Here is a 14,512-nt window from a genome sequence, read left to right on the forward strand (position 1 = left end):
ATAAAATGACACTTAAAAACCCTTTGGATATGCATTTACATTTACGCGATGAAAGCATGCTTGAACTTGTAGCTCCATTTAGCGCAAAAGACTTTAAAGCAGGGGTTATCATGCCAAATTTAATCACCCCGCTTACCGAAACAAATGCATTAAAATCTTATAAAGAACGCATTTTAAAAGCGTGTAAAAATGAAGATTTTACGCCTTTGATGACTTTATTTTTTAAAGACTATGATGAGAAATTTTTAGAAAAAGCTAAAGATGAGCTTTTTGCTATCAAGCTTTATCCTGCAGGTATCACTACCAACTCAGATAATGGAATTTCAAGCTTTGATATAGAAAAGTTAAAACCTACACTAAATGCTATGAGTGAGCTTGGACTGCCTTTGCTAGTGCATGGAGAAACAAATGATTTTGTAATGGATAGAGAAGCAAATTTTGCTAAAATCTATGAAAAATTAGCTAAAAACTTTCCAAAATTAAAAATTGTAATGGAGCATATCACCACTAAGGTTTTGTGTGATTTGTTAAAAGATTATGAAAATTTATACGCAACTATCACTTTACACCATTTGATAATAACGCTTGATGATGTAGTGGGTGGTAAGATGGATCCACATTTATTTTGCAAACCTATTGCAAAACGCTATGAAGACAAAGACGCTTTATGTGAGCTTGCTTTTAGTGGTTATGAAAAGGCTATGTTTGGAAGCGATAGCGCACCTCATCCATTACACACTAAAGAATGCTGTGGGTGCGCAGCTGGAGTATTTAGTGCGCCAGTGATTTTACCTGTATTGGTTGAACTTTTTGAAAAACACTCAAATGAAGCAAATTTACAAAAATTTATTTCAGATAATGCTTGTAAAATTCATAATCTTAAATTTGAAAAAGATAAAATCATCACTTTAGAAAAACAAGAATGGCAAGTAGCGCAAAAATACGGCGATGTAGTGCCATTTATGGCAGGAAAAACTTTAAATTTCAAGGTTATTTAGTCTTGAAATTTAATTAATAATCAGAAGTTTTATCTTAGCTTCTATAAGCTCTTCTACCTCATCTTTTACAAAGCTTTCTAACTCTTGTTTGTTTGCATTAACACCATTCATACTCAAATGCCACAAAGCATTTTCTATCGCACTTTCTTTATCTCTTTTTACCACTCTAGTTTCGTTAAAAATTTCAACCTCGTAAGGGATATTTTGCGCATTTAAAAAACTTTGTAAGTCGCTTTCATAAAAACCTTTAAAATGCGTGTTAAAACGCTCAAATATAGGATCTAAAAAGCTACTTTTACGCCTACTTGCCCAGCCTAAATACACCTTTTTAGAAGCTAAGTTTAAAAAAGCTTTATAGTCTTTTTCATTTTGCAAAGCAGGAGACATACTTAAAAAGGCTAAATCAAAATTTGTGTTATTGTTTTTATAAAAGTTTTCAAAGTCTAAATTTAAAGTTTTTATATTTGATATGGCATGAGTTTTTGCATCTTCTTGTAAAATTTCAAGCATAGCACTAGAGCTGTCTATACCTAAAACACTTTTTGCTTTTTGTGCTAAATGCAAAGTCCAAACACCGCTCCCACAGCCTATATCTACCACGCTTTTATCTTGTAAAGATCCAAGTTTTGCAAAAGTAGCTTTTTGAATTTCGTTTAAACTAGGATTATACCTTGCATAGCTTTTTGCTTTTTTATTCCATAAATTCATCTTCACTCCTTATTTTTTCTAATATAGTATAATATTTTTTTGTTTTTAGAAAGGAAAATTATGCGTGTATTGTTTTTGTGTTTGATTTCATTTTTAAGTATATATGCCAAAGATTTGGTAAGTGTTAGTATAGCCCCACAAGCTTACTTTGTAAAGCAAATTGCCAAAGATACTTTGGATATTAATATAGTCATACCACCTAATGCAAATGAGCATACTTTCGAATTTAAACCAAGTGGTATTTTAAAACTTGAAAAAAGCGATATTTACTTTACAGCCAATTTAGAATTTGAAAAAATTTGGATTTTAAAACTTAAAGATAATCTCAAAAATACCAAAATCATCTCTACTCAAAATGGCATTGATTTTATACCTTTGCAAGAGCATGCACATAAAGGACACCATCATCATGGAGATGACCCTCACACATGGCTTGATCCACTTTTAGCAAAAACTCATGCTAAAAATATCACCTTAGCACTTATAGAACAATACCCACAAAATAAAGCATTTTATGAGCAAAATTTAGAAAATTTCTTAAAAGAAATGGATACATTAAATTTACAAATACAAGCTTTATTTAAAAATGTAAAAAACAAGCATTTTCTAGTCTATCATCCATCTTGGGGGTATTTTGCAAAAAGATATCATCTAAGCCAAATTCCTGTAGAAATAGAAGGCAAAGAACCTAAGCCAAAAGACTTGGCCAAGCTTGCAAAACTCATACAAAAAGAGCAAATAAAAGCCATTTTTGTACCAAAAGGAGCTAATAACAATACCATTAAAGCTATGGCGAGTAATTATAATCTTAAAATCATAGAACTTGATCATTTGCCAAGTGATTATAAAAATGAACTTTTAAAAGATGCAAAAAATATAGCAAGCGTTTTACAATGATAAAAATCAATATTAAAAATTTAAACTTTTCATATAATCAAGATGAGGTTTTAAAAAATATCAACCTAAACTATGAAAGCAAAGACTTTTTAGCCATAGTAGGACCAAATGGTGGGGGTAAATCTACACTTTTAAAACTCATACTAGGCTTGCTAAATAGTCATAAAAACATAAACTTTGAGGGATTGAGCTTAAAAGATATAGGTTATGTCCCACAAAATACTTTAGCTAATCCAAACTTTCCAGTGCGCGTGCTAGAAGTGGTGATGATGGGAAGGGTGGATAAAAAATTCTTTGGTTTTTATACCAAAAAAGATCAAGAACAAGCCTTGCTAGCTTTAGAAAAAGTAGGTATGAGAAATTTTTGGGATAAAAAAATCAACGAACTAAGCGGAGGTCAAAGACAAAGAGTTTATATAGCAAGAGCCCTAGCAAGCGAATGCAAACTTTTAATCCTTGATGAACCCACTGCAAGCATAGATACCAAAGGCTCGGTGCAGATTTTTGAGCTTTTGAAAAAATTACACGAAAGTGGGGTTGGTGTGATAGTAATATGCCATGATTTAAATGTAAGCTTAGCTTATGCAAATAAAATCGCATATTTAAACAAAGAATTATTCTTACATGAAAACACCCCTGAAAAAAAGGCACATTTACTAGCGCATTTAAGCCAAAATCACACGCATTTTTGTGATGTGGAGCTTAGCTTGGAGCAGTGTTGCTGTGAAGGAAAAAACCATGCTTGAACTTTTATCTAGCTCTTTTATACAAAATGCTTTTTTGGCTGCATTTTTAACTAGCATTGCTTGTGGAATTATGGGGACTTTGATCATGATCAACCGCTTAAGTTCTATGGCAGGAGGTATTACGCATGGGGCTTTTGGGGGTATAGGTATAGCATTTTATTTTGGTTTGCCAGTATTAGTTAGCACGAGTTTATTTACTCTTTTTTTAGCCTTGCTTGTAGCATTTTTAGTGCAAAAATATCCTTTTAGAAGTGACAATATAGTCGGGGTTATATGGGCTTTTGGAATGGCTGTTGGTATCATACTCATAGACTTAACTCCTGGGTATAATGGTGATTTAATGGGGTATTTGTTTGGTAGTATTTTGTCTGTACCTACACAAGATATAGTTTTATTTGCAGTGATTGATGTGATTTTTATCATTTTAGTATTGCTTTTTTATCGTCAATTTGAAATTCTAAGCTTTGATAAAGAATTTGCAAGCTTAAGAGGGGTTAAAACCAATCTTTTTCATTATCTTTTAATCGCAATGATGGCTTTTTGTATCGTTATAAGTATCAAAGTAGTAGGACTTATACTTGTGATAGCTTTGCTTAGCATACCTGCATTTATCGCCGAGAGCTTTTCTAAAAAGCTTGGGCAAATGATGATTATCTCTGCGCTTTTGAGTATAAGTTTTTGCGTGACAGGGCTTTTTGTGAGTTTTTATTATAATCTTGCAAGTGGAGCTTGTATTATAGCAAGTGCTTGTGTGATTTTTGTGCTTTATCTTTGTTTTAGAGTTTTTGCAAAGAAAAATTGAAATTTACTTTTACTTTAAAACGCTATTTTCATGCACTCTTAAAAAACTAGCAAATTTTGGCTTACCATTTTTGGTTAAGCCATTATATTTAAAAGTGATGATAGCACCAACTGGCGGAGGGTTTAAGCGATCGCTTTCTTTAAAACCTGAGCCTATTTTAAAACTTACTTTTTTACTCTCAATCACTGCTTCACAAAGCAAAGATCCCATTTTACCTTCAAATTTTCCTTTGCCTTCAAAATGCTTTTTTACAACGCATTCTGTATCATCAAAAGGTTTTAGTTTAAAAGCATTGCTTGATCTTTTCTTTTCATAAGGTGCGTTGTTTAATCTTATGATCACGCCCTCGCCTTTATGCGAAATGATATCTTGGTAAAATTGCTTTAAATGATTTTTATCTTTAATGCGAATTTGTGGGATGATTTTTATAAAATCATTTGGATTTTTAGCTAAATACTTTTTTAAAACTTCTAATCTTGCTTCTAAAGTACAAGGATCAAGTTTAAATTCCTCGCAAGCATTTGGCACATCAAAGACATTATAACTTACTTTTTGCCAAAGTTTTTCATCAGGATTTTCTTGGCGTATTAAAGATGAAATTTCTTCAAAAGAAGCTCTTTTTATCCAAAGTTCTCCATCTAACTCAAATTTAGGAAAGTTTTTTGTGAAAAATAAAGGAAGTTTTATAGCATTTCCTGCTCTTGTTTGCATAGACTTACCACTCCAAAGTCCTCTTACGCCATCGAGTTTTTCGCTCATGAGATAATGGCTTAAATTTATATCTTTAAATGCTTTTTCATCATAAACTTTAAAAAGTAAAATATCTTTTGCAAAAAGAGGATTTAAAAAGAGAGTAAAGAGAAAAACAAGGCTTATAAAAAGCCTTGCAGTAAGATTAAAGTGCTTTTTTAGCAGCATCTGCTATTTTAGCAAAAGCAGCTGCGTCATTCATCGCTAAATCAGCTAAGATTTTTCTATCAAGCTCAATGCCTGCTTTTTTAAGACCATTTATAAATCTTGAATAACTAATATCATTTAGTCTGCAAGCTGCATTGATACGTACTATCCAAAGACGACGGAAATCACGTTTTTTGCGGCGTCTATCACGATACGCATAAACCAAACTTCTTTCTAATTGTTCTTTAGCTTTTCTAAAGTGTTTGCGGCGACCACTATAAAAACCACGCGCAAGTTTTAAAACTTTTTTATGTCTGCGGCGTCTTACAACACCTGTTTTTACTCTTGCCATATTTATCCTTTCACAAATTGGCGTTCGTTAAACGAATCTTGCCCTTTAAAATAAGGGGAGTTTGAATGACTTTCGTCAAAAACTAAATTTAAGCGAGCTTAAATTCCTAACATTTTTTCAACCGCTTTAACATTGGTTGAGTGAACATACTTAGAAGTGCGAAGATCGCGCATTCTTTTAGCAGGTTTTTTAGTCAAAATGTGGCTTCTATAAGCAGCGCCTCTTTTGATTTTATTTTTACCTACTTTGAAGCGTTTAACAGCACTTTTAACGCTTTTCATTTTTGGCATGTGTATCCTTTGGATCAATTTTTTCATAAAAGAAAGCTATCATTTTACTACAACTATGCTTTAGAAAAATTAAATTCTAATTCTTCTTTTTTAATACATAAAGTTGTTCTTGTATATGCATAGAGCGCTTAGAAAGGTTTCTACTAGCTCTAAAGGCATTATATTTTTGCTCAAGCACAAAGCATTCTCCAAGACTTTGAAGTCTTTTTGTGAAATTTTCTTTTTTTACAAAACCCTCACAATTATAAGAAAGCAATACAATCTTGGCTTTTAAATCATTTATCAAATCAAACAAAGCATCTTCGGCTTTTTTTTCTTTGTTAAAAGCACTGCGGTTCCAGTCTTTTGGTATGCCAGAAACCTTTGAAATTTCCTTTGGCTTTTTATAATTAGCGATTAAATTTAACATAAAATAATTTGATCCATAAGGATGCTGATTATAAGGTGGATCTAAATACGCCACATCAAAGCTATCAAGCTCTTTAACTAAAATATTTGCATCTTTTTGAAAAACCTCATATTCACAAGTAAAATTTGAAAAAATAGGCATTTTTAAAGCTATATCGCCTTTTATACGACTAAGCGCATTTGCCCCATTTCCTCCAAATTTACCAATGCCATTTTTATCTTTATAAAAACCTTTAAAAACCCCACTTGTGTTTGCATGCACACTTGCTTCATAAATAAGTGGTGCGATGAAGTATTTTTGTATATTACTTGGCAGGCTTGAAATTTTTTCTCGCATAGAGTCTAAATACATCGCATTTTTAAGCGTGTAAAAAACTCTTTCATTCTTTTGGATATACTCATCATCATTTGGTGCATAAAGCTTGCTTATAAAGCCTTTTTTGAGTTTTAAATCAGAAGTTAAAAAAGCGTAATATTTTTGTAATTCTTGTAAAAATTGTGCATTTTGATTGCTTAAATAACACTCATTGATGATTTTAGAATAATCTTCCAAATCATTTGCCATAATAAAACTCGCATAAGGCCTCACAAAACGTGAAACTACCCCAGAGCCACTGAATACATCACAAAAACTAAATTTGTCTTTTTTAAGCTCATTTTGTGCGAATTTAAAGCCTTGATTTAAAAACTCAAGCAAGGATCTTTTATTGCCAAGATAAGTTATGATTTGTTCTTTTAAAAATTGTGGATTTTCTTCTAGCATAAGTTTAAAATACAAGCCTTAGAAAGGCTTGTGATTATTTTTTCTTTTTAGGAGTTACTAGCATATTTACATAGCGTCCTTCGAGTAAAGGCTCTTTGTCTCTATCTGCTATATCTTCAACCATTTGCCAAATTTTTTCAAGCAACGCCACCCCTGCTTCAGGAGAGCCCATCTCACGACCTTTTAAAAACACTCTAAATTTAACATGCTTGCCTTGCTCTAAAAACTCACTTGCATGTTTGACCTTATAATTAATGTCATTTTGAGCGATTTTCACAGAAAGTTTGATTTCTTTTATATCAATAACTTTTTGTTTTTTCTTTGCTTCTTTTTGTTTCTTTTCTTGTTGATAACGGAATTTTCCATAATCCATTATCTTACATACAGGTGGTTTGGCTTCGGGGGCTATCATCACCAAATCAAGCCCTAGTCTATTTGCTATATCTAGCGCTTCATCACTACTAATAATGCCATAAACCTTGCCATCATCACCTATACATCTGATCTCATCTGCTTGAATTTCTTCATTTAGCAATACTTCTTTTTCTTTACTCAAAAGCGTACCTCACTTAATTTCTCCTTTGTTAGGGTTATAAATTCATCTAAAGTCATTGTTTTTTGTTCTTTTGCTCTTCTATCTCTTAAAGCCACACTTTTGTTTGCTACTTCTTCATCACCTAAAACAAGTATCATAGGCACATGTGCTTTTTCAGCGGTGCGGATTTTTTTATTTAAGCTTTCATTTTTATTATACACTTCACTATCAATGCCAAGTTCTAAAAGTTTTCTTGCTATTTCTTTTGCATAATCATGATGATTTTGTGAAATAGGCACTATAGCTACTTGAGTTGGTGCTATAAAAAATGGCAACTCACCCGCACAATGCTCTACTAAAATTCCTATAAATCTTTCAAAAGAACCCAAAATAGCACGGTGAAGCATTACAGGTTGTTTTTTCTCATTATCTGCATCTGTGTATTCGAGTTTAAAACGGCTTGGTAAGTTAAAATCTACTTGTATAGTTCCACACTGCCATTTTCTTTTTAGCGCATCGGTAATTTTAATATCGATTTTTGGACCATAGAAAGCTCCACCACCCTCATCAATGCCATATTTTAAACCTTGTTCATCTAAAGCTTCTTTTAAAGCCTTTGTAGCTATGTCCCAAATTTCATCATCGCCTATTGCTTTTGCTGGGCGTGTTGAAATTTCCATTTCATAATCAAATTCAAAAGCCTTCATCAAAGTATCAACAAAGCTTAGAATTTCTAAAACTTGTTCTTTTATCTGACTTGGCATACAAAAAATATGCGCATCATCTTGAGTGAATTCTCTTACCCTAAAAAGCCCGTGTAAAACTCCACTTTTTTCATGGCGGTGCACCACACCGTATTCAAAAAATTTCAAAGGTAAATCGCGATAACTTCTAACATCACTTTGATAAATTTTAATATGTCCTACACAATTCATCGGCTTAATGCCATATTCTTGCTCATCAATTTGCGTAAAATACATATTTTCTTTATAGTTTGCATAATGCCCACTAATTTTCCACGCATCAGCTTTTAAAAGTTCAGGCCCACGCACAGGCTCATAGCCTCTTAATCTATGTGCTTTATATAGCAAATGCTCTAATTTACTTCTTAATTTTGCACCATTACTAAGCCATATAGGAAGCCCACCGCCTATTTCATCATCAAAGGCAAAAAGCTTCATTTCATTACCAAGTTTTCTATGATCTCTTTTTTTAGCTTCTTCAATGATTTTTAAGTATTCATTTAAACTTTCTTTATCTGCAAAAGCAGTACCATAAATTCTTGTGAGCATTTCTCTTTTTTCATCGCCACCCAAATACGCTCCCGCTACACGAGTAAGCTTGAAAAATCTTAAATATCTAGTATTTGGCACATGAGGTCCACGGCATAAATCTTCAAATTCGCCTTGCTTATAAATACTTACTTTTCCATCAGGAATTCTTAGTAAAACTTCTTGTTTTAAATCATCATTAGCAAATTTTTCTTTAACCTCGGTCTTTGAAAGTTCGTATTTTATGATGTCTAGCTTTGCTTCTGCTAGTTCTTTCATTTTCTTTTCGATTTTACTTAAGTCTTCTTCTGAAATCTTGCTATCAACTCTAAAATCATAATAAAACCCATCTTCTATCACAGGTCCTACGAAAAATTTAGCCTCTGGATATAAACTTTTAATCGCTTGAGCCATTAAATGCGCACAAGAGTGACGGATAACTTCTAAACTTTCTTTAGAATTATCAAAATAAATCGGAGTTAAATTTGTATCATTGTTAAAACTTTGAGTATCTACCAAAGTTTCATTATTTGCATATGCAATTATATCTTTTGTCATTTCTACCCTTAACACTCACTAACCTTGTGAGCTTAAATTAAAATATAAGACTAATTTTAGCTATGAAAAACTTAAACTTTTTTTAAATAAAGGATATTTTTATATTTCAAACACCCGTTCTTGATATATCTAAAGCACCACTCATAAAAAGGTATAAAAATACAAAACCCAAAACTATCCTATAAATTCCAAAAGGTATAAAGTTTATCTTGCTAATTAATTTTAAAAATATTTTAATTACCACAAAAGCCACTATAAAAGCTGTTACAAAACCTATAGCTAAAGGAATGAAATTATTCATATTACTTAAAACCTGTGGTTCTTTATAAATGCTATAAGCTGTTGCAATAATCATGGTAGGAATTGCAAGTAAAAATGAAAATTCAGAAGCCACTTTACGATCAAGCCCAAGCAATAAGCCACCTATAATACTTGCTCCACTTCTTGAAGTACCTGGTATGATAGCAAGAGCTTGGGTTAAACCTATCAAAAAAGCTTGTTTATAACTTACCTCATCTAAAGAGTGGATTGTATAGTCTTTTTTTCTATGTTTAAGCTCTATGATGATAAAAACAATCCCACCAATGATTAACATAGTAGCCACGGTATAGCCATTAAATATCTCTTTTAAAAACTTATATGCTATAAAACCCACTCCACCTGCAGGCAAAAAGCCCACAGCAAGTTTTAACCAAATATCAAGTTTTTGAGTTAGTTTATCTTTGAAAATAAAAATCACCGCTAGTATAGAACCAAGCTGAATAATGATGAAAAAACTTCTCCAGAAATCATCTATATTTAAACCCAAAATTTCAGCACCCAAGATCATATGCCCTGTAGATGAAACAGGTAAGAATTCTGTCAAACCTTCGATAATCCCTAAAATCAAAGCATAATAATAATCTAAATTCATTTTTTAAGTACTCTTCTTGCAAAAATTAGCATAATCGCTACAAAAACTATAAAACCTATAATCCCATCGTCTTTAAATGAAGTTGCAATAGCAAGTGGATCTTCAGCCCCACCTCTACTAATAGAAAGCACAGTTAAACCAGCTATTAGCACTCCAAATAAACTCTCACCTACTATCAAACCAGAGGCAAATAAGGTTCCTTTTTGCTCATGCTCTTGAATGAGTTCTTTTTTATGTGCATTTTTAGCATATCTTTGCTCTAAACGCTTTTTGATTAAATACGCTAATAATCCACCTATAAACAAAGGCATATTAACAGCAGGTGGTAAATATATACCTATACCCACAGCTAAAGGTGGCAAAGACATATTTTTCTTTCTTAATAAACGATCAATGATGATTATACCAACGCCCACAAAAACACCTGCTATAATATAACTCCAATCGATATTAGCGTTAAAAATGCCTTGTGCTATAGTACTCATCAAATTTGCTTGTGGTGCAGCAAGTGCATTTGCCTCATCCATTCCTTCTCTTGGCATTGCACCCACAAAACCATAAGCTTGATATAATAAATTTAACACAGGAGCGATAGCCAAAGCTCCAAACACACAACCTATAATCAAAGAAACTTGCTGTTTCCAAGGAGTTGCACCCACTAAATAGCCAGTTTTTAAATCTTGTAAATTATCGTTAGAAATAGCAGCAGTTGATAAAATAACACTAGTAGTAAATATAGCAAAAGCAATAGCAAATTTAGACATCAAAGGATCACTAAATAAATCTACTTGATAACCCAAAAGTAAAATAATCAAAGAAGAAATCATAATCCCAATAAGCCCTATACCCGAAATAGGAGAAGATGATGAACCCACTAAACCTGCCATATATCCACAAGCAGAAGCTACAAAAAAGCCTATAAAAATAGCCACTAAAGTTCCTACTAAGGCAAAAAGAATTTGATAGCCACTTGCTAAATTTGAATCAGCCACAAAAGCGTAAAATGAGACAAACAAACCTATACACATAAGTACAAATAAACCTAGCATAGCTTTTAAAGATAAATCCATATCTTTAGGATCTTGTGAAAGATTTAACGAGGTTTTTTTAAGCATATTTTTCATGCCATCATATACAGGTTTTGCAAGTTCTATTAAAGTCCATAATGCTGCTATGGCAATAGCTCCTGTGCCTATTAAACGTACTTTTTGAGCCCAAATTTGATTAGCTATATCAAGTGCACTTAAACTCGCGTCAAAACTTTCTTTAGCAGAAAAATATGGCACAAAAACCATCCAAGCAAGCACCATACCCGCAAGCAATGCAACACCTCCAGCTATACCTACTAAGTATCCAGCACCCAAAAGTGCCACTGAATAACCCATAGAAAAGCCAAAAGTCATTTTTTGCCAAATAAATGCAAAACTACTTCCACTTGAAAGTAGTTTAAAACCACTTGAAAAAAGACTTATCACAGAAGCAAAAGCCACGCCAAGTGTGATTTCTTTTAAGCCTACTTTTCCTTTTTTATCGGCTTGATCTTTATTAGCTACTTTTAAAATTTCAGCAGCAGCTCTTCCTTCAGGATAAGCTAATTTACTCTCTACCACCATAGCTCTACGCAAAGGTATGGTAAAAAGCACGCCCAATCCACCCCCACAAAGACAGAGCATAAAAGTAAGCCAAAGTGGAAATTCAAACCAATATCCACACATAAAAAGACCTGGTATAACAAAAATCACAGCCGAAAGCGTACCTGCGGCTGAAACTTGAGTTTGAACCATATTATTTTCTAAAATATTAGAGTCTTTAAAGATTTTTAAAACGGCCATTGCAATCACAACAGCAGGAATAGAAGTAGAAAAAGTAAGACCAACTTTAAGCCCCAAATATACATTTGAGGCAGTAAAAATAATCGTTAAAATACTTCCTAGTATTATACCCCTAAGCGTAAGCTCCGGTAGTGAGTTTTTTGTATGCATTTTGTTTCTCCATTTTTATTGACAACCTTCACATTCTATAGTTCTATCAACCACATCATCATTTACTTTTTGACTATCAGGGCTTTCGCTTCTTAGATAATAAGTTGATTTAACACCTAATTCCCAAGCAAGTTGATAAATTTCATTTAAATATCCACCGCTTGCCTTATCTAAAGAAACAAAGATATTTAATGATTGACCTTGATCAATCCATTTACCACGAATCGCTGCTGCTTTTACTAAGATTTTTTGATCAAGCTCATAAGCAGGAGTATAATACTGCCAAGTATTAGCACTTAGATTTGGCACCACGGTTGGTATCATACCGCTTAAGTTTTGCTCAAACCATTTTCTTTTATATACAGGCTCGATTGTTTGAGTAGTACCCACTAAAATAGAAATAGAAGAAGTTGGCGCTATAGCCATTAAATAACCATTTCTTATACCATCTCTTTTTAGTTTTTCTCTTAATTTTTCCCAATCACACTCACTTTGATCAAATAAACCTTCGCTTGCAGTAAGCTTTTTGGCATTTTCGTTTGCTACATCAATTGGTACTATACCTTTACTCCAGTTTGATCCTTCAAAGTCAGGGTAGCTTCCTTTTTCTAAGGCTAAATTTGAGCTAGCTAAAATAGCCTCATAGCTAATCATTTCCATAATGCGATCAATTTTTTCAAAATGTTCATTAGAACCCCAATAAATTTGAGCTTCAGCCACCATTTGCGCTTCACCCATCACACCAAGTCCTATAGCGCGTGATTTTAGGTTGGTATTTTTAACCTTTACATGGGGATAAAAATTTAAATCAATCACATTATCAAGCATTCTTATTGCCGTTGGCACTACTCTTTGGATGTCTTCTTTGGTATTGATTTTACTTAAATTTATACTTGCAAGATTACAAACTGCGGTTTTTCCTTCGTTTTTATATTTTTCTACTATATAGACTTTTTTACCATTAATACTATCTAAAGTAGAAACTTTTTTAGCAAGCTTTTTATATCCTCCATCTATTGTAAGCTCTTCATCCTCATCTAAATGAAGTTCTGTTTTATCATCAAATACGATTTTGATTTGATAATAATTTGGTTCTGTATTTTGAAAAATTTCTGTACATAAATTTGAACTTCTTATCATTCCTGCATGGGAATTTGGATTTGTTCTATTTGCACTATCTTTAAAACATAAAAACGGCAAGCCACTTTCAAAATAAGATAAAAGAATTTTTTTCCAAAGCTCTTTAGCATCAACAATTTCTTTGACTATGCTTTCATCTTTTTCAAATTCTTCATATTTTTTCTCAAATTCTTCACCGTATAAATCACACAAACTTGCTGTATCAGCAGGATCAAAAAGCGTCCATTTGTCATTTGCTCTTACTCTTTTCATGAACAAATCATTAATCCACAAAGCAGGGAAAAGCTCATGCGCTCTTCTTCTTTCTTCACCTGAGTTTTTACGCAAATCTAAAAAGTCATTAATATCCATATGCCAAGGTTCAATATATACAGCAATTGCGCCTTTTCTAGTACCAAGTTGATCAACAGCTACTGCTATATCATTGGTGATTTTTAAAAATGGTATGATCCCACCTGCTGCATTTTTATGCCCATCTATGCTTCCACCCATAGCACGCACCTTAGACCAATCCCAGCCTATACCACCACCAAATTTAGATAAAAGTGCCATTTCTTGATAAGAATCAAAAATCCCTTCTATATTATCAGGTGTGCTTCCTATATAACATGAACTTAATTGATGTCTTGTGGTTCTTGCATTTGAAAGGGTTGGGGTTGCAAGCATTACTTCAAAAGTTGAGATTAAATCATAAAATTTCTTAGCCCAAGTTTGAGAATCTAACTCATTTTGCGCTAAAAACATCGCAATAGCCATAAACATTTGCTGTGGTAACTCTATAGGCATGCCTTTAGAATCTTTAATCAAATATCTATCATACAAAGTTTTTATACCAAGATAAGTAAATTGCAAATCGCGTTCTGGCTTGATATAAGCATTAAGATCATCTAAATCATATTTTTCTTTTAAGCCGATTAAAATCCTACCTTCTTTTTCACCTTTTTCAAGGTATTCTCTTAAATGTTTATATCCATTATAACCACTTACTTTTTTATATAAATCATATAAAAACAATCTTGCAGCAACAAAGGTCCAATTAGGTCTATCAATATCTATTTTATCTACTGCTGTTTTTATAAGAGTTTGTTGGATTTCTTCTGTTGTTATACCATCACGAAATTGAATTTTTGCATCTACTTCAAGCTCACTTTGGCTAACATTTTCTAAATTTGCCACCGCGTCAGTGGTATATTTTTTAATCTTAGAAACATCTAACTCTTCAGTTCTTCCATTTCTTTTTAATACTTTCACT

Annotated in this window: 14 protein-coding genes; 4 read left to right on the forward strand and 10 right to left on the reverse strand. The window is 32.6% G+C overall.

The features are described from left to right. The first annotated feature begins 5 nt into the window (after window positions 1-5). The gene (gene pyrC / locus CAMP5121_RS04820; RefSeq protein ID WP_337214937.1) at window positions 6-998 is read left to right on the forward strand and encodes a dihydroorotase; all 993 of its coding nucleotides are present in this window, start codon (window positions 6-8) and stop codon (window positions 996-998) included. Window positions 999-1,007: 9 nt separating this feature from the next. Here the strand turns inward: pyrC and CAMP5121_RS04825 are convergent, their stop codons facing one another. Next, window positions 1,008-1,706, reverse strand: a complete 699-nt coding sequence (locus CAMP5121_RS04825; protein ID WP_337214938.1) for a class I SAM-dependent methyltransferase — start codon at window positions 1,704-1,706, stop codon at window positions 1,008-1,010. A gap of 60 nt (window positions 1,707-1,766) precedes the next feature. On the opposite strand from CAMP5121_RS04825, the gene CAMP5121_RS04830 reads away from it, so the two are divergent. From CAMP5121_RS04830 to CAMP5121_RS04840, 3 genes are read left to right on the forward strand one after another with little or no spacing between them, the layout of a single operon-like run. Continuing rightward, window positions 1,767-2,603, forward strand: coding sequence for a metal ABC transporter solute-binding protein, Zn/Mn family (locus CAMP5121_RS04830; RefSeq protein WP_337214939.1), 837 nt, complete (start codon window positions 1,767-1,769; stop codon window positions 2,601-2,603). Continuing rightward, a complete protein-coding gene (locus tag CAMP5121_RS04835; protein ID WP_039625060.1) occupies window positions 2,600-3,349 on the forward strand; it encodes a metal ABC transporter ATP-binding protein in 750 nt (249 codons plus the stop codon). Before CAMP5121_RS04830 ends, CAMP5121_RS04835 begins: the two co-directional genes overlap by 4 nt. Further along, the gene (locus CAMP5121_RS04840) at window positions 3,342-4,151 is read left to right on the forward strand and encodes a metal ABC transporter permease (RefSeq protein ID WP_337214940.1); all 810 of its coding nucleotides are present in this window, start codon (window positions 3,342-3,344) and stop codon (window positions 4,149-4,151) included. The genes CAMP5121_RS04835 and CAMP5121_RS04840 overlap by 8 nt, the downstream gene beginning before the upstream one ends. A gap of 9 nt (window positions 4,152-4,160) precedes the next feature. Here CAMP5121_RS04840 and CAMP5121_RS04845 read toward each other — a convergent pair whose 3' ends face one another. From CAMP5121_RS04845 to CAMP5121_RS04885, 9 genes are all read right to left on the reverse strand, one after another. Next, the gene (locus CAMP5121_RS04845; protein ID WP_337214941.1) at window positions 4,161-5,069 is read right to left on the reverse strand and encodes a DNA ligase; all 909 of its coding nucleotides are present in this window, start codon (window positions 5,067-5,069) and stop codon (window positions 4,161-4,163) included. Next, window positions 5,047-5,400, reverse strand: a complete 354-nt coding sequence (rplT, locus tag CAMP5121_RS04850; protein ID WP_039617097.1) for a 50S ribosomal protein L20 — start codon at window positions 5,398-5,400, stop codon at window positions 5,047-5,049. The genes CAMP5121_RS04845 and rplT overlap by 23 nt, the downstream gene beginning before the upstream one ends. A 98-nt stretch (window positions 5,401-5,498) precedes the next feature. Continuing rightward, on the reverse strand, window positions 5,499-5,690 hold the full coding sequence (rpmI, locus tag CAMP5121_RS04855; RefSeq protein WP_039617094.1) for a 50S ribosomal protein L35: 192 nt from the start codon (window positions 5,688-5,690) through the stop codon (window positions 5,499-5,501). 76 nt (window positions 5,691-5,766) lie between these two features. Further along, the gene (locus tag CAMP5121_RS04860; RefSeq protein ID WP_337214942.1) at window positions 5,767-6,861 is read right to left on the reverse strand and encodes a DNA adenine methylase; all 1,095 of its coding nucleotides are present in this window, start codon (window positions 6,859-6,861) and stop codon (window positions 5,767-5,769) included. Between the two features lie 34 nt (window positions 6,862-6,895). Continuing rightward, entirely contained in the window at window positions 6,896-7,417 is a 522-nt protein-coding gene (infC, locus tag CAMP5121_RS04865) for a translation initiation factor IF-3 (protein WP_039617082.1), read from the reverse strand. Further along, window positions 7,414-9,225: a threonine--tRNA ligase gene (gene thrS, locus CAMP5121_RS04870; protein WP_263679283.1), complete on the reverse strand. Its 1,812-nt coding sequence runs from the start codon at window positions 9,223-9,225 to the stop codon at window positions 7,414-7,416. Before thrS ends, infC begins: the two co-directional genes overlap by 4 nt. A gap of 106 nt (window positions 9,226-9,331) precedes the next feature. Then, window positions 9,332-10,138: an undecaprenyl-diphosphate phosphatase gene (locus CAMP5121_RS04875; RefSeq protein WP_263708654.1), complete on the reverse strand. Its 807-nt coding sequence runs from the start codon at window positions 10,136-10,138 to the stop codon at window positions 9,332-9,334. Beyond that, window positions 10,135-12,120, reverse strand: a complete 1,986-nt coding sequence (locus CAMP5121_RS04880) for an OPT family oligopeptide transporter (RefSeq protein WP_337214943.1) — start codon at window positions 12,118-12,120, stop codon at window positions 10,135-10,137. The genes CAMP5121_RS04875 and CAMP5121_RS04880 overlap by 4 nt, the downstream gene beginning before the upstream one ends. Window positions 12,121-12,135: 15 nt before the next feature. Next, the gene (locus CAMP5121_RS04885; protein WP_337214944.1) at window positions 12,136-14,511 is read right to left on the reverse strand and encodes a ribonucleoside-diphosphate reductase subunit alpha; all 2,376 of its coding nucleotides are present in this window, start codon (window positions 14,509-14,511) and stop codon (window positions 12,136-12,138) included. Window position 14,512 lies beyond the last annotated feature (1 nt).

This window comes from Campylobacter sp. 2352 PW (genome assembly GCF_024723575.1).
Classification (GTDB): Bacteria; Campylobacterota; Campylobacteria; order Campylobacterales; family Campylobacteraceae; genus Campylobacter_D.